General features: G+C 50.1%; 24 protein-coding genes. 17 read left to right on the top strand and 7 right to left on the bottom strand.

The annotated features are described in order from the left end of the window. The 12 genes from KNQ15_RS09090 to KNQ15_RS09145 all read left to right on the top strand — a co-directional run. Positions 1 to 867, top strand: an 867-nt coding sequence (locus KNQ15_RS09090; protein WP_214728951.1) for an IS3 family transposase, incomplete at its 5' end; no start/stop codon positions are given. 109 nt (positions 868 to 976) lie between these two features. Then, positions 977 to 1825 carry an MBL fold metallo-hydrolase gene (locus KNQ15_RS09095; RefSeq protein WP_214728954.1) on the top strand — a complete coding sequence of 283 codons (849 nt, stop codon included), beginning with the start codon at positions 977 to 979 and terminating at the stop codon, positions 1823 to 1825. Between the two features lie 313 nt (positions 1826 to 2138). Next, the gene (locus tag KNQ15_RS09100) at positions 2139 to 2843 is read left to right on the top strand and encodes a hypothetical protein (protein ID WP_214728956.1); all 705 of its coding nucleotides are present in this window, start codon (positions 2139 to 2141) and stop codon (positions 2841 to 2843) included. A gap of 110 nt (positions 2844 to 2953) precedes the next feature. Next, positions 2954 to 4114: an ROK family transcriptional regulator gene (locus tag KNQ15_RS09105; RefSeq protein WP_214728958.1), complete on the top strand. Its 1161-nt coding sequence runs from the start codon at positions 2954 to 2956 to the stop codon at positions 4112 to 4114. 422 nt (positions 4115 to 4536) lie between these two features. After that, entirely contained in the window at positions 4537 to 5019 is a 483-nt protein-coding gene (locus KNQ15_RS09110) for a hypothetical protein (protein ID WP_214728960.1), read from the top strand. A gap of 29 nt (positions 5020 to 5048) precedes the next feature. Then, positions 5049 to 5174 carry a YgdI/YgdR family lipoprotein gene (locus KNQ15_RS09115; RefSeq protein WP_251137651.1) on the top strand — a complete coding sequence of 42 codons (126 nt, stop codon included), beginning with the start codon at positions 5049 to 5051 and terminating at the stop codon, positions 5172 to 5174. Beyond that, complete coding sequence (locus KNQ15_RS09120; RefSeq protein WP_214728962.1) at positions 5171 to 6343, top strand: galactokinase; 1173 nt, start codon at positions 5171 to 5173, stop codon at positions 6341 to 6343. The genes KNQ15_RS09115 and KNQ15_RS09120 overlap by 4 nt, the downstream gene beginning before the upstream one ends. Next, a complete protein-coding gene (gene galE, locus KNQ15_RS09125) occupies positions 6344 to 7342 on the top strand; it encodes a UDP-glucose 4-epimerase GalE (protein WP_214728964.1) in 999 nt (332 codons plus the stop codon). It begins immediately after the preceding gene. Positions 7343 to 7372: 30 nt separating this feature from the next. Then, positions 7373 to 8869: a UDP-glucose--hexose-1-phosphate uridylyltransferase gene (locus tag KNQ15_RS09130; protein ID WP_214728966.1), complete on the top strand. Its 1497-nt coding sequence runs from the start codon at positions 7373 to 7375 to the stop codon at positions 8867 to 8869. Continuing rightward, positions 8866 to 9870 carry an aldose epimerase family protein gene (locus tag KNQ15_RS09135; protein WP_069940259.1) on the top strand — a complete coding sequence of 335 codons (1005 nt, stop codon included), beginning with the start codon at positions 8866 to 8868 and terminating at the stop codon, positions 9868 to 9870. The genes KNQ15_RS09130 and KNQ15_RS09135 overlap by 4 nt, the downstream gene beginning before the upstream one ends. Before the next feature lie 127 nt (positions 9871 to 9997). Beyond that, positions 9998 to 10147, top strand: coding sequence for a VOC family protein (locus KNQ15_RS09140; protein ID WP_214728968.1), 150 nt, complete (start codon positions 9998 to 10000; stop codon positions 10145 to 10147). 12 nt (positions 10148 to 10159) lie between these two features. Then, positions 10160 to 10408 carry a VOC family protein gene (locus KNQ15_RS09145; RefSeq protein WP_353048908.1) on the top strand — a complete coding sequence of 83 codons (249 nt, stop codon included), beginning with the start codon at positions 10160 to 10162 and terminating at the stop codon, positions 10406 to 10408. Here KNQ15_RS09145 and KNQ15_RS09150 read toward each other — a convergent pair. The 7 genes from KNQ15_RS09150 to KNQ15_RS09180 form a co-directional block, all read right to left on the bottom strand. Then, a complete protein-coding gene (locus KNQ15_RS09150) occupies positions 10382 to 10882 on the bottom strand; it encodes a methylated-DNA--[protein]-cysteine S-methyltransferase (protein WP_029343351.1) in 501 nt (166 codons plus the stop codon). The genes KNQ15_RS09145 and KNQ15_RS09150 overlap by 27 nt on opposite strands. 78 nt (positions 10883 to 10960) lie before the next feature. Next, positions 10961 to 12358 carry a dihydrolipoyl dehydrogenase family protein gene (locus tag KNQ15_RS09155; RefSeq protein ID WP_214728972.1) on the bottom strand — a complete coding sequence of 466 codons (1398 nt, stop codon included), beginning with the start codon at positions 12356 to 12358 and terminating at the stop codon, positions 10961 to 10963. Position 12359: 1 nt separating this feature from the next. Then, positions 12360 to 13571, bottom strand: coding sequence for a dihydrolipoamide acetyltransferase family protein (locus KNQ15_RS09160; RefSeq protein WP_197499336.1), 1212 nt, complete (start codon positions 13569 to 13571; stop codon positions 12360 to 12362). Between the two features lie 13 nt (positions 13572 to 13584). After that, a complete protein-coding gene (locus KNQ15_RS09165) occupies positions 13585 to 14583 on the bottom strand; it encodes an alpha-ketoacid dehydrogenase subunit beta (RefSeq protein WP_047391573.1) in 999 nt (332 codons plus the stop codon). A gap of 1 nt (position 14584) precedes the next feature. After that, positions 14585 to 15634, bottom strand: a complete 1050-nt coding sequence (gene pdhA / locus KNQ15_RS09170; protein ID WP_214728974.1) for a pyruvate dehydrogenase (acetyl-transferring) E1 component subunit alpha — start codon at positions 15632 to 15634, stop codon at positions 14585 to 14587. 13 nt (positions 15635 to 15647) lie between these two features. Further along, entirely contained in the window at positions 15648 to 16790 is a 1143-nt protein-coding gene (locus KNQ15_RS09175) for a Glu/Leu/Phe/Val family dehydrogenase (protein WP_214728976.1), read from the bottom strand. 37 nt (positions 16791 to 16827) lie between these two features. After that, a complete protein-coding gene (locus KNQ15_RS09180; protein ID WP_214728978.1) occupies positions 16828 to 17229 on the bottom strand; it encodes a thioesterase family protein in 402 nt (133 codons plus the stop codon). A 331-nt stretch (positions 17230 to 17560) separates the two neighbouring features. Between KNQ15_RS09180 and KNQ15_RS09185 the strand changes: the two genes are divergently transcribed. From KNQ15_RS09185 to paaD, 5 genes are read left to right on the top strand one after another with little or no spacing between them, the layout of a single operon-like run. Beyond that, positions 17561 to 18838, top strand: a complete 1278-nt coding sequence (locus KNQ15_RS09185; RefSeq protein ID WP_069940263.1) for a phenylacetate--CoA ligase family protein — start codon at positions 17561 to 17563, stop codon at positions 18836 to 18838. An 18-nt stretch (positions 18839 to 18856) separates the two neighbouring features. Continuing rightward, complete coding sequence (paaA, locus tag KNQ15_RS09190) at positions 18857 to 19828, top strand: 1,2-phenylacetyl-CoA epoxidase subunit PaaA (RefSeq protein ID WP_029343359.1); 972 nt, start codon at positions 18857 to 18859, stop codon at positions 19826 to 19828. 14 nt (positions 19829 to 19842) lie between these two features. After that, positions 19843 to 20187 carry a 1,2-phenylacetyl-CoA epoxidase subunit PaaB gene (gene paaB / locus KNQ15_RS09195; protein WP_214728980.1) on the top strand — a complete coding sequence of 115 codons (345 nt, stop codon included), beginning with the start codon at positions 19843 to 19845 and terminating at the stop codon, positions 20185 to 20187. Further along, positions 20184 to 20969: a 1,2-phenylacetyl-CoA epoxidase subunit PaaC gene (gene paaC / locus KNQ15_RS09200; RefSeq protein ID WP_029343361.1), complete on the top strand. Its 786-nt coding sequence runs from the start codon at positions 20184 to 20186 to the stop codon at positions 20967 to 20969. The genes paaB and paaC overlap by 4 nt, the downstream gene beginning before the upstream one ends. Positions 20970 to 20983: 14 nt before the next feature. Further along, entirely contained in the window at positions 20984 to 21478 is a 495-nt protein-coding gene (paaD, locus tag KNQ15_RS09205) for a 1,2-phenylacetyl-CoA epoxidase subunit PaaD (protein WP_029343362.1), read from the top strand. Positions 21479 to 21489 lie beyond the last annotated feature (11 nt).

The following is a 21489-nucleotide window of genomic DNA, read 5'->3' on the forward strand; positions in this document are numbered from 1 at the left end:
TTACGAAAACAATCGTCGAGTCGGTTCGTGACGGATCTATGTATGCTCGCTGAAGTGAGCCGCAGCGGTTATTACGCCTGGCTCGCACGCACAGATAGTATGTCCCTTCGGGAAGAACGCGACTATGCGGACTACCTTCTTCTGAAACGTGTTCATGATCGTCATAAGGGAAAAATCGGCTATCGTGGTCTTTACATGGAGATGCTTGATCTTATCGGGGGACCGATGAATCATAAACGTATTTTGCGTATCATGAGGAAGTTTGGAATCGTGACAAAAATCCGTAGACAGAACGCTTACCGTAAAATCGCTAAAGCGACATATGAACATAAGACTGTACCAAATCACTTGAACCGTCGATTCGATCAGCAGGAGCCTGGTAAGGTATTCGTCACAGACATCACTTATCTCCGTATTGGATCTGGTCAAACTGTTTATCTCTCTTGTGTGAAGGATATCGCTACACGTGAAATTATGGCACATCATGTATCTACAAGCCTCCATATGGAACTCGTCCTTCATACAACGAATAAACTCGCAGAACGCCTTCAAGGGAATATACACCCGGAAGCCATGATACATTCCGATCAAGGATTCCATTATACGCATCCTGCTTATCAAACACGCATCCGTGAGATGGGAATGCTTCAATCCATGTCTCGTAGAGGAAACTGCCTGGATAATGCCCCGATGGAATCGTTCTTTGGGCACTTGAAAGATTATGTCGATTATAAATTAGCATCTGACCTCGATGAGGTCTGTGCCATGGTCGATGCTTACATTGATTATTACAATAGCGAACGAAGACAATGGAAACTACAAAAGATGACTCCGGTACAATACCGAAGCCATCTCATAGCAGCTTAAAACGTTAAGGGTGCTTTTATTAAACTGTCCAAACTGTAGGGCTCAGTTCACTAGATGAATCCGGTTTTTTCATGACGTATACTAAGAGCAGAGTATAAGGAGGTAGAACATGCAACACTTCAAACGACTGACTTCACGGATTTGGTATCAGACACCGGTCAGCGAGACGGATCGCCCGATTCTCGCCGTCGTGCGTGGGGAGAAGCATCAATTGATGATTGACGCAGGAAACTCGTCAGCCCATGCCGCTTTGTTTTTAGAAGAAATGAAAAAACACAATCTTGGATCACCTGACTTATTGGCATTGACCCACTGGCACTGGGATCATATTTTTGGAATGAAACATCTCCGTCTGCCATCGATGGCAACACAGCAAACAATCACCCGCATGAAAGAGATGCAACCATACGCTTGGACGGATGCAGCGTTACAAGAACGAATGGATCAAGGGATCGAGATTCCGTTTTGTGCGGATGCGATCAAGCTCGAGTTTGGTACGACACGCGATATTGAAGTCGTCTTACCGACGATTGGCTTTACTGGACAATTGGAAATTGACTTAGGTGGCGTGCAGTGCCAACTGATTGAAGTCGAAAATGATCATTCTCCTGGTAGCCTACTCGTCTACATTCCGGAAGAACGCGTCGTGTTCTTAGGAGACGCGATGTATGCGGATATCTTTTCATCGAAGTGGAATTATACGGTCGAACGGACGAAGCGCTTATTAGCGGCAATCGATCGTTTAGAAGTCGATTATTATGTCTGGTCGCATGGAGAAGCGATGCCGAAGTCTGAATTTGAAGAAGAGGTCAACATGTTGCGTCGAGCCATTCGTGTAACGGAAGCGACCGGAGGACGACTGAAGGATATGCGGATCTTATATGCAGAAGAGACAGGACGATCGTTGACGGAAGACGAAACCGAAACATTGATCTATTTTGCAAATGGATTGAAATGACAGATCGTAACAAGGGATAAAATGGAGGACGTTGAAATAAAAAAGTACTACGAGCTTGTTAAAGGGAGCGGTACTATATGACAAAGCCAAAATTCGAACGGGATGAAACCATCGATCGCGTCTTTTTTGGAAAAGCGGGCATCTTTTCATTTTTGGTTATCGTGGGAGGCATTCTATATCTACTATATGATCTGTACGTACAATGATCGGAACGCATGCGTTCCGATTTTTTGAATTCAGGGGAGTGCACGAAAACCAGATATTGGGTAATGACTTGCGTGAGACTGTTAGTGAAAGTGAGAGGAGATGTCGGATGAAACGAATTCAAATTGCGGATTTTGATCGACGCATGCCATCGATTGAATTGGTCGAAAAGGATGATCACTATGAAGCGATGCTTGTACCGAGTTATGACCATACGTATCCTTCGACACAAATCCGGACGATCCGCTTAGCGGATATCTCCGTCAATCTGTTTGTCACCCCGGAAGAAACACTACTTGTTTCTGCGCTTTTTCATAAACCGGTTCAAGTGACGGATATCGTTTCCTGGATGCAGTTGTATACGATTAGTTTTGCCCAGTCGGATGAGACTGGTTATTTCGTCGAACAAGCGGATGAAATTTTAGAAGTCGTCTTGTATCAGAACCATCCGATCGTTATCGCGACACGTGGTCAAGATCGATTGTATTACGATACGACGGGAGCAATCGAGGTCCGGCGGGCGACGAATGAATCGGTCGGCGAGCGTCCCTTGCTTTATTTGAACGGGGAAGCCTGGTATGGTGTCCCGCGCTTGTCGTTCAATCGAATGAAGGATGAGTTGCACGTCAATGGAACGTTTTTATATGCGGACTATATGGACGCACACCATGGAAAAATCGGTTTCTTTCGCGAGAATGATCCCTCTCTACCAATCGTTTTGCTCGTCGGTCAGGCAATCGTTGAGATCGAACTGACCGAGAATCCGGACGGTTCACGCGTCCTGATTTTAGAACAACCATATGACGAAGCATGAAAGTGCACAAAAACCGTTCAGCAGATGAACGGTTTTTAAGTGAGACCGTGAAATCCCTTACAAAATATGCGAAGATAGTAAAGAGACAGACCAAAGGGGTTGATGGGGACATGGCGAAAGAAACACCGCGTAATTCTAAATGGATGCGTTCCTATAATCGGGCACTCGTCTTGCGACTGATTCGGATGCATCAACCGATTTCGCGGGTTGAGTTAGCACAACGGACGAACTTAACGAAGCCGACGGTATCGAACATCGTCAGTGAATTGATTGCAGAACAACTCGTGACGGAGCGAGAGCTTGGGATATCAAATGGGGGACGAAAACCGATCATGCTCGAACTCGTCGCAACAGAGCAATACGTCATCGGCATCGATGCGACGAGTCACCAATTCATCGGAGTCGTCGCGGATTTAAGTGGTAATACGATTCATGAGTCCGAAGCCGTGGGACGTTTTGAGACGAATGAAGAATTGATTGAAGCGATTGGTCGATTATGCGAGACCTTGATTGCACAGACACAAGGACGGGGAACGATTCACGGTATCGGGATCTCCGTCCACGGGATGGTCAATCCGGAGACAGGTGTCATCTTGTTTGCACCACGTTTCCACCTGCATGACGTTGAGTTGAAGGTACAACTTGAAGCACGCTTTGACTATTCTGTCTTCATCGAAAACGATGTTCGAGCACTCGCTTCGTTTGAGCTATTATTCGGTGAAGGTGTTGGGGTCGAACAATTCTTTTATCTCTATGCCGGGGAAGGCATCGGGGGTGCTTATGTGCTCGATGGACAGCTTGTCGACGGACAACATCATATTACGGGAGAGGTCGGACATATGCGTCTTGATCTCGATGGACCGATTTGTTCGTGTGGGAACAGAGGATGCCTAGAAGCATTAGCAGGCGAAAAAGCATTGTTACGGGATTATGCTGTCATGGATCCGCAAGTCATGACGATTGCTGATTTGCGCAAACGGTTAAACGAACGCGATGAACAAGCAGTTCGTACATATGAACGGGCGGGGGAATATATCGGAATCGGTGTCTTGAATACGATTCATCTCCTGAATCCACGCCGGATTTTACTTGGGGGACCGATGTTTGAGCTCGCACCCACGATCGTTGATCAAATCAAGGAACGGGTCGAGCACACGGCGTTGACCGCTGCTTCACGTGAAACCGATGTCAAGATGGTCCCGTGGGGTGAAAAACAAGGAGCACTCAGTGCGGCTGCCCTTGCGACAAATAGTTTATTTCAAACGATTTAATGGGGGCTGACTCAAAAAAAAGAATGACGCGTCTTTTCACGCCCTTTCCTCAGGCGAGACACAAGCCAGTTTTCCTGCTTCATTCAAGCAGGAAAGCGGGTCTTGTTTGTCTCTGACAGCGCATAATGCGCTTTTTCCTGTAGGAGTGGCGCGAAACGCGTCATTCTTTTTGTTAAAAGATAAGGGTGGCAGATCATCATTCTGCCACCCTTATCTTTGTAGAGACTGACTTTTGAGTCAGCCCCTTGTTATTCAAAAAATAATTTTTTTGAAACCGTTTACAAGTTAAAAACCGATGTGCTATAGTCGATATAAAGTTAGATAATAAATTTAATTTACTAAGTTCGTGGTCAACTAAGTGGAGGTGGATGCAGGTTAGCAGGGGCTAATCAAGCTGAAGCAGGAAAGGGAGGCATCGCGCAATGGAACCACACGATCCATGGGTTTCGTACCGTGAAGCTTTCGGGCGTTACGGAGCAATCCGCGGTTTTTATTTTCATCGGTCAACGCAACAGATGACAGAACAGGGTCCAGGCGATGTCCCGACAGACGAGCAGGATATCGTGCTCGTCCGACCACGACGTGACGGTGTGTTTCAATTCCGGATGTCATCGGTACAAGGGGTCCTGACGATCCGTTCATCCGAGCTACACATTCGAAAAAATGAGAGCGGATACATTGAATTACGCGCACTCATGCAACACATGCGCTCTGCCGGTTGTTTGACGCTCGGTGGAGAGTTATATCTCTTCGTCCGACCGGACGTCGATACGCTGGCATACCGTCTTCGATTGATCGCCCGTGTATTGATTCAGCTACAGGGAATGCCGATTCAGGCGAAGGTGATCGAAGAATGGTGCCGACAAGCACTAATCGAAGGGGAACACGCTAGACGATACGCTTGACTACTTACACATAAAAGGGGAGCTCTTACATGAAATTCAAAAAAACAAAACTCGTTGCTGCAGCATCAGTCCTAACATTATCCGCATTCCTCGCCGCTTGTGGTGGCGAAGACGAGCAACAAACGAAAACGAAAGACGGTAAGACGATCGTATGACAAACCAGACGTTAGAAGCACAATTTGAACAGCGGTTTGGCTCACCGTCGACGCATCGCTTTTTTGCCCCAGGTCGAATCAATTTAATCGGTGAGCATACGGATTACAATGGCGGTCACGTCTTTCCGTGCGCGTTAACGTTCGGTACACACGCGATTGCGCGAAAACGAGACGATCAACGTTTCCGCTTCTACTCGCTGAATTTTGAGCAGGACGGCATCATCGAAGTCGCACTCGAAGAACTGGCGTATGACGCGACGCACGGTTGGACGAACTATGCGAAGGGTATGATTTCAGTCCTACAGGAAGCAGGATACCAGATCAATACAGGATGCGACATCTTGATTCAAGGTGACATCCCGAACGGAGCCGGTCTTTCGTCATCCGCTTCACTTGAACTTGTCATCGGAGTCTTGCTCGATCGATTGTATGGATTAGACATTCCACGTCTTGATCTCGTTCGGTTTGGTCAACAGGTCGAAAACCGTTATATCGGCGTCAATAGTGGTATCATGGATCAATTTGCGATCGGTATGGGGAGAGCGGGAGCGGGATTGTTGCTCGATTGTGAGACGCTCGACTATACGTATGCCCCACTCGATTTGACGGGATATACGATCATCATCATGAATACGAACAAACGCCGTGAACTGGCAGATTCGAAATATAATGAACGCCGGGCGGAATGTGAGGCAGCACTCGCTTATCTCAATCAGTTCACATCACGGGAAACGCTTGGACAATGGACGACGTCAGAATTCACGAAAGTCGCATGGGAAGACAAAATCTTGATGCGTCGTGCCCGACACGCGATTTCAGAAAATGAACGAACACTTCAAGCACTAGCGGCACTCGAAGCGGGAGAACTGAAGACGTTCGGTCAGTTGATGAATGCTTCACACGTCTCGTTACGGGAAGATTATGAAGTGACAGGGATTGAACTCGATACACTCGTTGAAGCCGCTTGGGAGCAACCGGGTGTGCTCGGCGCACGGATGACAGGTGCTGGTTTTGGTGGCTGTGCGATTGCGATTGTTGAAGACGAGGCAGTCGACGCGTTCAAACAAGCTGTCGGCGAACAATATGAAGCAAGGATCGGTTACCCAGCGACGTTCTATACAGCGACGGTCGGTGACGGAGCACGTGAAATCGAACGGGAGGTCATCTAAATGGCAACTTTAGTCGTAGGTGGAGCTGGTTATATCGGCTCCCATGCTGTCTATCAATTGATTGATGCCGGAAAGGATGTCGTCGTCATCGATCATCTGCAGTCCGGTCACCGTGAAGCGGTTCACCCGCAAGCACGTCTATATGAAGGAGACATACGCGATTGTGCTTTTCTCGATCGCGTCTTTACGGAAGAGACGATTGAGCAGGTCATCCATTTCGCTGCTTTTTCACTCGTTGGCGAGTCGATGACAGAACCATTACGCTACTTTGATAACAACGTTTACGGGACACAAGTGTTGCTCGAAGCGATGATTGCCCATGACATTAAACAGATCGTCTTTTCTTCGACGGCAGCCACATACGGTGAACAGGAGCAGATGCCGATTCTCGAAACAGCGGAAACGCGTCCGACGAATGCCTATGGTGAGACGAAGTTGATGATGGAGAAGATGATGCGATGGTCTGAACAAGCATATGGCTTACGTTATGTCGCATTACGTTACTTCAACGTTGCCGGTGCGCGCGTAACAGGAGAAATCGGGGAAGATCATACGCCGGAAACCCATCTGATCCCGCTCGTCCTCGAAGTTGCCAACCGACAACGGTCAGAAATTTCGATCTATGGCGATGATTATCCAACGCCTGACGGTACCTGTATTCGTGATTACATCCATGTCGAGGACTTGATCGACGCCCATATGCGAGCACTTGATTATTTGGCTGATGGAAACGAGAGTACGGTCTTTAACCTCGGTTCAAGCCAAGGGTTTTCCGTTCGGGAAATCATTGAAGCAGCCCGTCGCGTGACGGGACATCCGATTCCAGAACGGATCATTGAACGTCGTGCAGGGGATCCGAGTATCTTAATCGCCGGATCTGCCAAAGCAAAAGAAGTTCTCGGCTGGACACCACAACGTACCGACATCGAAACGATCATCCGTGATGCTTGGAATTGGCATGCGCACAATCCAGAAGGGTACCGGACGAGCGTTCGTTAATAGAGAGACAGAATGAGGAGAGTGACGGCGATGAATGAACTCATCCAACAGTTAGTAGCGCAAGCGATCCAGGAACGCTTGATTGAACCGGAAGATGCGATCTACGCCCGGAACCGGATTCTAGCGCGAATCGGTCAAGCCGATTTTGAAGAACAGGCAGACGTACCATCTCGCCCAATTCCCGATATTTTGGACGACATAATTGAAGTGTTGATCGTAAGTGGGCAGTTGCCGGCGCGTCTTGAAGACAAAGAGCAGTTCGCAGCAGATGTGATGGACATTTTCGTTGCCCGTCCATCTGACGTGACGGCGGCATTCCGCCGTCTGTACGCTGAATCACCGGTAGCGGCAACAGATTACTTCTATCAACTGAGCCAAGCGAGTAACTACATCCAAACGAAGCGGATCGCTAAAAATAAACGCTATCAAGCGGATACGGCTTACGGGACGATCGATGTCACGATCAACTTATCGAAGCCGGAAAAAGATCCGCGTGAAATCGCAGCAGCTCGGACGGAAGCACCGACGACGTCGAACTATCCAACCTGTCTGTTGTGCGTCGAAAACGTCGGCTACGCGGGTCGTGCGAATCATCCGGCCCGTGCGAATCACCGGGTTGTTCCGCTGACACTGATGGAAGAATCGTGGGCACTGCAATACTCACCATACGTCTACTACAATGAACATAGCATCATCCTGTCGCAGGAACATCGTGACATGGTCATCAATCGGGATGCATTTGCAAGGCTGATTGCCTTCGTTGAGCAGTTTCCACATTACTTCGCTGGTTCGAACGCTGACCTGCCGATCGTCGGTGGATCGATCCTGACGCATGATCATTATCAGGGCGGACGCTATACGTTTGCGATGGACCAAGCAAACGCTTTAACATCCTTTACGTTCCCGGATCAGCCGACAGTCACTGGGGAGACATTACACTGGCCACTGAGTGTGTTGCGTCTGAAGAGTAAAGATGCGTCGGCATTACTCAATGCTGCGACGACCGTCTATGAGACATGGTTGATGTACACGGATGAGAGTCAAGAGATCCGTTCACATACAGGCGAGACGCGACACAATACCGTGACGCCGATCGCTCGTCAACGCGACGGACAATTCGAGCTCGATCTCGTCTTGCGGAATAACCGGACGTCAGCAGAACATCCGGACGGTATTTTTCATACACATGCCGATATTCATCACATCAAACGGGAAAATATCGGTTTGATCGAGGTGATGGGACTGGCAGTCTTACCGGCACGTTTGCTCCAAGAGTTGCAACAGGTTGAACGATTCATCACAGGTGAAATCGACGAAGTGGCAGTTGCTCATGCTGACTGGGCAGAGGAACTAAAACAAGCGTATGACGGTCAAGATGTCACGATGTACGTCGAACAAGCAGTCGCCGCGAAATTCGTACGTGGTCTCGAGGACTGTGGCGTCTTTAAGCAGACGGAAGACGGTCAGGCAGCGTTCGGACGATTCATTCAACTCGTGACGCGCCAACCGGTGGAGGAACAACGATGACACGACTACTTGAGAAAGAGTTGATCCGCCATACGTTACGCCAGGAAGGCATCGAAGTGACACTCTGGAACTACGGCGGCATCATCCAAGATATCCGGACGATCGATCGGGATGGTCATTTAGAGAGTGTTGTCCTTGGCCTCGAGACGGTGGAAGATTATCAACAGCACTCGCCTTACTTCGGGGCAATCGTCGGACGCGTCGCTGGTCGAATCGGACAGGCGCGCTTCGAAGTAGCGGGAGACGTCTATCCGCTCGTCGCAAACGACGGTGCGAATCATCTACATGGTGGGATTCACGGATTCGATCAAGCGTGGTTCGATGTCATTGAAGCGACGGATAGATTGTTCCACTTGCGCTTGAACAGTCCAGACGGAGAAGAAGGTTATCCGGGAACGGTCACGCTCGACGTGTATTATCGCCTAGACGATACGACACTGACGCTTGAGATGACGGCTGTAACGGATCAAACGACACCCCTCAATCTGACGAATCATACGTACTTCAACTTATCGGGAAATGCGAAGCGGGATGTGTTGGATCACGTCTTGACGTTACCAAGTGACTACTACTTACCCGTCCAGCCAGATGGCTTGCCGACGGGCGAACAACGGGATGTCTCCGGAACCCCGTTTGATTTCCGTAACGGTCAGTCGATTCGTGACGGGATTACGCTGGAACATCCCGAGACGATTGCTGTCGGAAACGGCTACGATCATCCATTCGTCTTGCGGGCTGACACACTCCGACTTGAAGATCCGGTATCCGGTCGCTTCGTCGACGTGACAACAAATCAGCCAGCAGTCGTGCTCTATACCGGAACGCAACTGCTGACCGATTATACGGTTCATGGGGTTTCGGCTCGGCCATCGCTTGGCTTATGCCTTGAAACGCAAGTTCATCCGAATGCAGTCCATGAATCTGATTTTCCATCAATCCTGTTGTCACCCGGTGAGGCGTATCACTGGAAAACAGCTTATCGCTTTGGTGTAATATCTTGATTGATTCGAAGAAGCCCCGCTTTCCGTGTCCGGTTGGATAGGAAATTGGGGCTTTTTGTGTATAGAAGGAGATCGGGAAGAAAAGTGCGAAAGGTGATACTAAATCATAATTTAAGGAGGGATTTCCATGCAGTATGCCGCTACTCCTTGTCTCGTTTTTTCGGGACAAGCCAAGCAGGCGATTGCTTACTACGAAAACATATTTGCGATGACACGTCGCCGTCTCGTAATGGACGAAACAGGAGACACCGTCTATCACGCACAGTTATCAAACTGAGCGTTCGAATTGATGCTCTGGGACGAGAGTGATGCACCGGAGATCTCTCCTTCACTCCATCTGTTGTTGACTTTTACGTCGCTTGAAGAGCTCGAGCAAGTGTATCTGCGATTAACGACAGACGGTCAAATCGTCACACCTCTTGCTGTAGCAGACTTTGGAGGTTGGTATGCGCAAGTCCGCGATCCGTTCGGGATTCTTTTTGCTCTATCTTTCAGCGAAGAGGGACGAGAATCAGAGGCGTTGCTCGAGCGCGAGTAGCGTCCGCTTCATATTCAGACCGCCATGATAGCCGAGAAGATCGCCTTTTTTGCCAATGATCCGGTGACACGGAATCGCGAGCAGTAATCGATTTTTTCCGATTGCCGTGCCAATCGCGCGAGTCGCGTTCGGTCGAAAGAGACGTTCCGCGATATCAGAGTAGGTGGCGGTTTGACCGTACGGTACCGCGCGTAAAGCATTCCAGACTTCAAGCTGGAACGGGGTACCGACAGGCGCAAGCGGAAAGGACAGTGTCGTCGACTGCTGATTCAGATAAGCGAGTAGCTGCTCCGTATACGGAGCAAGCGCGGTGTCAGAAGCAATCCGATCGGCTCGGGGGAAGTGTTTTCGCGACCAGTCGTCGAATAGATCCTCCGGTTCATCCCAAGCGCCGACATAACAGAGACCATCTGCTGTAGCGGCGACCGGAAACGTATGCGTATTCCAGTGCAAACGAGTGAAGTACAGTTCCATGACATGTTTTCCTTTCTACACGAAATGAAGTGACGAATCCAAAAGAGGTGCTTCTGACGCAGAGGCACCTCTTTTAGATTACGCGCGCGAACCGACCTGTTGACGGGGTGGCAGGTGGATCGATTGACCGAATAAGGATTCTATCGATTCCGTCAGGGCTTCGCCTCGACTCGGATGAGCCATGACAGGGAAGAGAAGATCCTCCCGTTTCGCTGCCAGTTCCAGTGCTTGTGTAAATTGTCCGACGAGACGATGGGCATCGTCCCCGATCATATGAATACCAAGGATTAGTGATGTTTGCTCGTCAGCGATGACCTTAACGAACCCACTGCCACCTTCAATCGTCGTCGCTCCGTTTGCATTCAGTGGGAACTGTCCGGTTTGGAGCGTGTGTCCGGCTTCACTCGCTTCTTGTTCTGTCATCCCAACCGAAGCAATCGGTGGGAAAGTCCGTAGAACCGTTGGGTAGTAAGGTGTCGTCAGATCGACGTCTTGACCAGACAAGTGAGCTGCCGTCCGTTTCGCTTCGTGAATCGCACGAATGGCGAGCTGGGGACCCGGTGTCACGTCACCAATCGCGTAAATATGCGCTTGATTCGTTCGTCCATATGCGTCAACTGGAATCGTTCCGTCTTCTGCAAGCGTCACACCGATCCGTTCGAGACCGAGTGTCAAACTGTTCGGGATCCGGGAAAGGGACTGGAACAGATAGGCACCCTGATAGGCGACTTCTTCTCCGTTTTTCATGACGGTAACGGTCGCGTCTGATGAAGCCTCGATACGTGTCACGACATCCGATACGAGACGGTTTTTTTGTTTTTTGAATGTCCGCTTCAGTTCCTTTTCAAGGCTTGGTTCGAGTGATAAGTGATCCGCGAACAACGTCACCTCTGTCCCAAGTGCATGGAAACAAGCAGCAGCTTCGAGTGCTAACGTGTCGGATCCAATGATCAATAAGCTCTCTGGTCGCTGCTCGAGTTGATAAAGCTGCTCGGCATTCAAACGGCACGATTCCTCGTGCTGGATACTGTGACTGCCGGTCGCAATGATGACGTCCCGGAACCGGTACGTATCGAACTGATGTCCCGACTCGACGCCGATCCGGTCTTCTGACAGGAAGGAGGCTGCACCAGAGATATGCTCAATCTGGTTCGCCTGACAGAGGGCGACCACTCCCTGACGTAATTGCTGCACGACTCGATTCCGGTAAGCATTCATTTTACTGAAATCATGGACAGCAGGGACCGTGAATCCAAGGTCTTCAAGATGCGGCATGCGTAACATCTCTTCTGCCGTATGCGCGTAGACCTTGGACGGGATACAGCCTCGGTTTAAACACAGTCCACCGAGTTCATCTTGTTCGATCAAGGTGACGTTTCGACCGCCTTGTGCTGCGCGGATCGCTGCCGTGTAACCTGCGGGACCTCCACCGATGATCAGGAGATCCCGTTCTTGTGTAAGTTCGCCAACAACCATGTTAGATCAACTCCAAAAGTAGGGTAGTCGGATGTTCAATCAGTGACACGAAGCGGTTCGTAAAGGCAACAGCCGTTGCCCCGTCCGCGACACGATGATCAAACGACATCGACAAATTCATCATCGAGCGGACGACGATTTGATCGTCTTCATCGACACAGGCTCGTTTTTTCGTCTTATGGAAGGCAATCAGTGCCGTTTCCGGATAATTGATGATCGGTGTTGCTCCCGTACTGCCGAGCGGACCCACATTGCTCATCGTGAATGTACTTGGTTTTAAATCTGCTGCGCGTAAGGCACCGTTTTGAGCACGTTGTTGCAAGGCGACCAATTGTTCATGCAGTTCCGTCAGCGAGAGCTGATCGGCATGACGGATGACAGGAACCATCAACCCGTCCGGTGTCTCTGTTGCCATGCCAAAGTGGAAATCCTGCTCTAATCGAATACATTCATTCGCTTCATCGAGTTTGGCATGAAAGACAGGATACTCTTTTAAGGCAACGATCAAGGCTTTGATGAAGAAAGCATTGATGTTGATGTTTCGTCCAGCGGCTTTCCATTCGGCACGTAAAGCGAGCAAACGTGTCATGTCAACTTCCTCGAAGTGGGTGACGTGTGGAATCGTATACAGCGACTGGGTCATCTTTTTCGCGATCTGCTTGCGAATGCCGCGGAACGGAATCGTTTCCGGTGATGCCTCTTGGTACGTAACCTCTTCAAGGATTGGTACAGCTGTCTCTTGTGGAGCAGTAGCAGCCTGGACGAAGCGAAGCACATCGTCCTCCGAGACTCGACCTGACGGATCGGAAGCCGTTACAGCTTCGATATCAATCCCGTGATCACGGGCGATTTTTCGCGTATATGGTGTCGCAAGGACACGTTTTGTTGGAGATGCTTGAACAGGTGGGACTGCGACAGGTACTGATTCAGGTACGCGCGACGCTTCAGGTGCTACAGTGACTGGCATATCAGAAGCGTTGCTTGCTTCGATATGCAACAACGTCGTACCGACTTGCACCGTCTGACCGACCGGGATGATGATTTCCTTGACGATTCCGGAAACGGGAGCCGGTAGTTCGGCGACCATCTTATCAGTCGCGACCTCAACGACCGGTTGATCCGTCGTGACATGGTCTCCGACTTGGACGAGGTAATGGGCGATCTCACCTTCTGTCATCCCTTCACCGACATCATGTAATTTAACTTCGATCATGGCATTCAGCTCCTTAAAACTCGACCGTACGCTGAATCGTCGCAAGGACACGTTCTGGCGTCGGAATGTAATGGTCTTCGAGGGCGAACAGCGGGACCGGAACATCAAAACCGGTCACGCGGGCAATCGGTGCCCGTAAATAAAGGAACGCCGTATCATTAATCAACGTCACGAGATCATTACCGAGACCACCCATTGCTGCGGCTTCATGGACGATGACGGCACGACCCGTCTTTTGAACGGAAGCAGCAATCGTTTCCCGGTCAAGTGGATAAAGCGTCCGTAAGTCGAGGACTTCGCAAGAAATTCCGCGTTCCTGAGCAGCCGTTGCTGCCTTTTGGGATACTTGAACCATTGCTCCCCAGGCGATCAACGTTACGTCCGTCCCTTCGCTGACGCAGCGCGCTTTTCCGATTTCAACGGTATACGATTCGCTCGGTACGACTTCCTTGAATGAACGGTAACTGCGCATCGACTCAAGGAACAAAACGGGATCTGGATCTTCAATCGCAGCAATCAATAATCCTTTTGCATCGTATGGTGTCGCTGGACAAACGACCTTAAGACCAGGCATCGATGTAAAGAGTGCTTCTGTACTGTCGGAGTGAATTTCCGGTGCCCGAATACCGGCACCATAAGGCGCACGAATGACCATCGGCACACTGTACCGTCCCATCGTCCGCATCCGAATACGGGAGACGTGAGTCATGATTTGTTCATAGGCAGGGTAGATGAAGCCGAGAAATTGAATCTCGACGATCGGTTTAAAGCCATTGATGGCAAGGCCGATCGACGTACCGACGATGCCAGCTTCACTGAGCGGTGTATCAACAATCCGGTCTTCCCCGAACTCTTCTTGTAAGCCGTCCGTTGCCCGGAAAACGCCACCATTTTTTCCGACATCTTCTCCAAGGACGAGCGTCGTCTCATCCTCTGTCAGTTTCGTTCGTAAGGCATCTGTGACAGCTTGGACGAGTGTCATCTCCGTTTGACGATTGATTGGTGTTGCCATCTCATTTCCCCCTTGCTAGCAGATACGCTTCTTTTTGTTGCTGGACATCAACCGGTAAGGTCGCGTACGTATGGTCGAACAGGTCATTGACGTCTGGCGCCTTGAATTGCTCCATCGCAGTTACTGCCGCTTCAACTTCTGCCTGATGCCGTTCCTGTAGCTGTTGCATCCATGTTTCGTCGAAGTAGCCTTGGTGTTTTAAGAACTGTTCGAGTCGATCAAGTGGATCGACCCGGTCACGTGAACGAGCTTGATCGCGGTATTTCGTTGGATCATCAGCTGTCGTGTGGGCACCAAACCGCCACGTGACGGCTTCGATCAATGTTGGTCCGCCGCCAGATCGGGCACGCGCAACGGCTGCTTGCATCGTGAAATAGACGGCAAACGCATCGTTCCCGTCGATCCGGACGCTCGGCATCCCGTAGGCGATCGCTTTTTGGGCGATCGTTTCGGAATGCATCTGTTTTTCGATCGGAACAGAGATCGCGAATTGATTGTTTTGGTTGAACAGAATGACCGGTGCTTGGAAGACACTGGCGAAGTTCATCCCTTCGTGGAAGTCGCCTTCAGAAGTCGCCCCGTCACCAAAGTAAGCGACCGCGACGTTCGTCGTTCCTTTTCGTTTTTCCGCCCATGCGGCGCCGACAGCATGCGGAATTTGCGTCGCAATCGGCACGGCAGGAGGGAAGATGTGTTTCTCAGATGGCACGCAACCTTCGACACGACCGTTCCAGTAAAGAAGGGTCCGAACCATGTCGGCACCGAACGTCAACGTCGCACCGTGATCTCGGTACGTCGGGAATAACCAGTCCTGATCGGACAACGCCAGTGCACTACCGACTTGCGCTGCTTCTTGTCCTTCGAACGGTGCATAAGTGCCGAGGCGCCCTTGGCGTTGTAAGTTGATCGCTTTTCGGTCAAACGTCCGGATTCGTTGCATCTGTTCATACAGGGTGAGGGCGAGCTCTTTTGTCAAATCGTGTTCTTTTGATGCGTCGATGATACGACCTTCTTCATCGATGATGCGTTGAATCGGAAAATGTTGCTCCATGTCAGCCCCTCCTTCAGTGGTTACGGATATCCCATTTTGGTTTTGTCGTATTCGTAAAGATGTTGTTGTGTTTTGCTCGGATTTGCATCCGTTTTTCACACATTCGGTTCGCGGCTTCGACCGTCGTGATGTTCTCTGCTTGCGACTCCTTGAAGACTTCGAGTACTGCGTCATAGATGTGACGTGTCTTCAGGAGGACCCGTTCGTGATTTGCTCCGTACAGTTCGTCAGCGACTTGGATCAATCCGCCACCATTGACGATATAGTCCGGTGCATACAAGATGCCGCGGTCCATCAAGACGTGAGCGAGCTGTTCATCCGCAAGCTGATTGTTCGCCGAACCGCAGATGGCTTTGCACGGTAAGAGGGCGATGTTTTGAGCGTGAATGACACCACCGTACGCACATGGAACGAAAACATCAGCATCCGTCAGATGAATTTCGTGAGGTGAGACGACGCGAACTGTCCCGGGTGCCATTTCGGCTTGAGTTACGATTGCTGCGAGCGCGGCTTCATTGACGTCTGAAACATAAATCGTCGCACCGGCGAGTAACAGTTGCTCTGCGACCTTGAAGCCGACTTTGCCAAGTCCTTGGATCGCGTAAGTCGCCCGACTCAAATCGTCTGAACCGAATAACGTCTCGATCGTCGCCCGAAGTCCATAGACGACACCTTCAGCCGTCGGGATCGATGAATCCCCGCTACCACCAAAGGCTTCTGGAATGCCAACGATGCGTGATGTCTCCCGACTAGCGTGAACGAAATCATCCATCGTCGTGCCCATATCCGTTCCGGTGTAAAAACGTCCACCGAGCGAATCGACGAAACGTCCAAAGGCACGGAAAAGCTCCGGTGATTTATCCGTTGCTGGATTGCCGATGATGACGGCTTTACCACCACCGAAATCAACGTCAGCGGCAGCACATTTATACGTCATGCCGCGCGACAGGCGGAGGACATCGTCAAGTGCTTCATCGACAGAAGCGTAAGGCGCCATACGACATCCACCGAGAGCGGGACCGAGCGTCGTATCGTGAATGGCGATGATCGCTTGTAAGCCTGATACCGGATCGTTGCAAAAGACGACTTGTTCGTGACCCGCGATTTTTTCCATGATCGAGAGCGTTGGATTCGTAGATGGGTTTAACGTGTTCATAGTAGAGTCCTCCTCTATCAAATATAAGTAAGCGCTTTCATTTTGTTGAAACATTATTTTGTAATTTTTCTTGAATTCGGCTTTTTTCCAAAATGAATTGTGTGACTTCCCCTGTACCGATGATCGTGTGTCCATCCCGGACTTCGAGGTCGGCGTCAACACGACGTGCCGTGAGGCGTGTTACTGTAGCGGTCACGATTAATCGTGCGCCTTCTGCTGCCATCCCGAGATGCTTCAACGAAACCGCACCCCCGACGCCTTCTTCGTCTGCCTCTAAGTAGGGCAGAATGAGTTGACGTGCTGCCCATTCCATATGGTAGACCATCGAAACGGTGGAGTATGCCGGATGAACCAATTGACCTTCGAACCGTGCAAACATATCTTGCGAGACGACCGCTTGAATCTCTGCTGTATCCCCGACAGCTAAACCTGGTTTCATCGTGATCCCCCTTCACTACAACGAATCCTCATTCAATCAAGTGGTCTTACCAAAAATAGTATAACACTTGTCACACGATATTTTATCAACCCGTTACAAAATGAGCAAATCATTTCAGAAATATTTTCCAAAAAAAGACTCTCAATTATGAAAATCAGCTTTATAAGCCAATTGATTTACTGACAAAGTGCGTTGAAGTGATAAAGTAAGAATCGTTTGGGAGCATTTAACAAAACAAGATTGACAACATTGTGAACGTATCGTACGTTAAACGTATAACTAAAAACAAACGACCGTTTAATTATTGTATGCATGATGAGGAGGTGCAGATATGTACGATCAACATCAGGAAACAATGGATGCGCAAATGCGGGAGCAGCTACAGATGGAGCGATTACGTCAAACGATGGCGCACGTCACACGCGTCCCGTTCTATCAAGAACGTCTGCAGACACTGCGGATGACAGCAAATGACTTTCAAACGATCGAGGATTTACGGAAGTTTCCCTTCACACGCAAACAAGATTTACGCGATCATTATCCGTTCGGGCTATTCGCCGTCGAACGGGAACAGGTCACCCGGATTCACGCCTCGTCTGGAACGAGCGGTAAACCGACCGTCGTCGGGTACACGCAAGAAGATTTAGACGACTGGGCAGGTGCCGTGGCGCGCAGCTTAGTCTTAGCCGGTGGTTCGTCAGCTGACTTATTGCACAATGCATACGGCTACGGACTGTTCACAGGGGGACTCGGGCTTCACGCAGGGGCAGAAAAACTAGGCATGACGATCTTGCCGATTTCCGGCGGCAATACGGATCGCCAAATCACGTTGATTGAGGATTTTCGACCGGATGGCATCTGTGGGACACCTTCTTATATCTTACGACTAGCAGAACGCATGATCGAACGAGGCATCGACCCACGAAAGACAAGCATGCGTTACGGCATCTTCGGAGCTGAACCATGGTCGGAAGAGATGCGTCAGACACTCGAACAAACCTTTAATCTACAGGCATTCGATATTTATGGACTCAGTGAAATCATGGGACCAGGTGTCGCGATGGAGTGTCAGGAGCAGGCAGGTCTGCATATCATGGATGACTTATTCATTACGGAAGTCGTCGATCCCGTTACGGGGGAACCGGTACCAGATGGTATGGTCGGGGAACTCGTTTTTACAAGCTTAAAAAAGAAAGCGCTTCCAATAATTCGCTACCGGACGGGTGACTTAGCATCGATCACGCATGAGGCGTGTGCCTGTGGTCGGACGACGACACGAATGTCACGTGTCAAAGGTCGGACGGACGACATGCTGATCATCCGAGGCGTTAATGTCTTCCCATCTGAAATTGAACGCGTCTTACTCCAACAGCCGGACGTGACGCCGCATTATCAAATCCATCTTGTGCGCAAAGCCGGACTCGATGCCGTTGAGCTACATATCGAATTCGAAAACATCTCGGAGCGACAAATGCGTTCGATATGTGACGCCATCAAATCGGAATGTCTCATTTCCATTGATCTCGTCTGTCACCCGCATCAAGGGTTACCACGATCAGAAGGGAAAGCCGTTCGGATCGTTGATCGACGCTCGACATCACTCGTCTGATTCAAAGGAGGAACTAGCATGTATGATGCAACACAACTGTTCGAACCCGTACAACTGACGGAAGAAGAAAAATTAGCACGCTTCAAGGAACGGATTGAGCAAGGTGAAAAGATTGAAGCTGATGACTGGATGCCTGCTTTTTACCGGGATACGCTAATCAAATTGATTTCGATGCACGGTATCAGTGAAATCATGGGTGCGCTTCCGGAAAAAGAATGGGTTCCAAAAGCACCATCGCTTCGCCGGAAGCTTGGCATCATGGCAAAGGTCCAGGATGAGATGGGACACGGGCAACTGTTGCTTCGTGTCGTCGAGGATTTGATGAAGCCATATGGCAAGACACGCGGGGATTTGATGGACGATTTATTTACCGGACGATTGAAGTTCCATAACGTCTTCCACATGCCGACACGGTCATGGGCTGATGCCGGGATGATCGGTTGGCTCGTCGATGGGGCGGCAATCATCACGCAGACGAACATGCTCGGTGCTTCGTACGGACCGTACGCGCGTGCCTTGCAACGAATCTGTGCAGAGGAAGTCTTCCACGCGCAACACGGAGAGTCGATCATCATGGCACTCGCAGAAGGAACACCGGAACAGCGGGCGATGATTCAGGAATCACTGGACGAGTGGTGGGAATCCTTGTTGATGTTCTTTGGACCAGCCTCGAAAGAGACGACCGGGACATCAAAACAGGACGTGACGATCGCCTATAAGATTCGGACGAAAACGAACGAAGAGCTCCGGCAAAACTTCTTTACGAAGTACGTGCCACGGATTCGTTCTCTTGGACTCGTTATTCCGGATCCGACGTTACGTTTTGATGAAGAGACCGGGCAATGGGAATATGCACAACCAGACTGGACGAAATTCAAGACGATCATCCAAGGGGGAGGACCACGTTCGAAGGAGCGACTGGAACTGCGCCGGACATCTTATGAAAATAACGCCTGGGTACGGGATGCACTCGCTGAAACGAAGGCATGAGAGGGGAAAGCACGATGAATGAGACGTTTTATCACGAATTCGAAGTCTTTAGCAAACGGACGTCGAACGCGGCGTTCACCCATCAATTCAGCTTGCTCGCTCCGAATAAGGAGATGGCGCTACTGATGGCACAAGAAAACTTCATGCGCCGGGAACCGGTCGTCGACATCTGGGTCGTCAAACGCGAAGATATCCGTGGTTTGTCACCGGATGAGAAGCAGATGTTGCAACGTCTTGATAATAAGGACTACCGGACGACGAAAGGATACGGCTACTTGAAGAAGAAATGGCGGCATTACGAGCAACAGATGCTCGATGAAAAAGAGATCATGTCTTGGCAAGGAGGCGACTCCAAATGACGGAACAAGAACGGACGGCACTCGCCTCCTTACTCTATCAACTCGCGGATGATGATTTCCTCTACGCGTACCGCGGTTCGGAATGGCTCGGACTCGCACCGCATATCGAAGAGGATGTCGCTTCGTCTTCGATCGCACAAGATTCGATGGGACACGCAGCGATGTACTACCAACTCCTCGAGGAACTCGGCGAAGGGAATGCTGATGCATTAGCTCATGTCCGACTAGCACATGAACGGAAGAATTCGATTCTCGTCGAACGTGTCAACGGACCTGGCTACTATATGGAGAAACCTGAATATGACTGGGCATTCGCCGTCGTGCGGAACTATTGCTACACGGTCGCGAAAAAGATCCGGATTGATGCCTTGAAATCGAGCAGTTACGAGCCACTCGCTACGGCTGCCGTCAAGATCAACATGGAACTGTACTATCATTTGCTGCACTGGCAAACATGGTTCACTCAGCTTTATCAATCGACGGAGACGGCACGCCAGAAGATGGATGCAGCCCTAGAAAAAGTCCTCTATGACTTCGGTGACATGTTCGATTATGGCGAACACGGTCAAGTAATCGAAGAGATGCGGTTGATCGAAGGGCAAGGGATTTTACTCGATCGTTGGTATCAGACGATCACACCGTTACTCGTCGAATTGAACGTGACGCTTCCAGAAATGCAGATGACGCGTAACGGGCGGGACGGCGATCACACGGAAGATTTGAATGACGCGCTTTCAACGCTCGGAGAAGTTTACTTGATCGATCAGACAGCGACGTGGTGAAAGGAGAGGGAAGCATGACGACGACACTCCATCATGCGATCCGAGAAGCCCTGAACGGGGTGAAGGATCCGGAAATTGATAGCGTCAGTATTTTAGATCTTGGCATGGTCGAGACGATGGACGCGGAAGCGACGGAGCATGGTTACCTAGTGCGCGTCACGCTTCTCCCGACGTTTCTCGGTTGCCCGGCGCTTGAAATCATCAAAAAAAATACCGAATCCGCCTTGCAGGTGATTCCGAACGTCGAACAGGTCGACGTCCAGTTTCGGTTTGATCCACCGTGGACATCAGACCGGATCACGGAACAAGGCATGCAAGGATTAAAGGCATTCGGCATTGCCCCCCCACGGTTTGAACAAGGGAAGTGGGAGATTGACTGTCCGTATTGTGGATCGACGTATGTGACGATGGAAAACTTATTCGGACCAACGGCATGTCGGAGTATTCTCTACTGTAAATCGTGTAAAAATCCATTCGAGGCGATGAAACCCGTCTCTACTCTCATGTGAAGGAAGGTAAT

The organism is Exiguobacterium sp. s168, assembly GCF_018619035.1.
Lineage (GTDB): Bacteria > Bacillota > Bacilli > Exiguobacteriales > Exiguobacteriaceae > Exiguobacterium_A > Exiguobacterium_A acetylicum.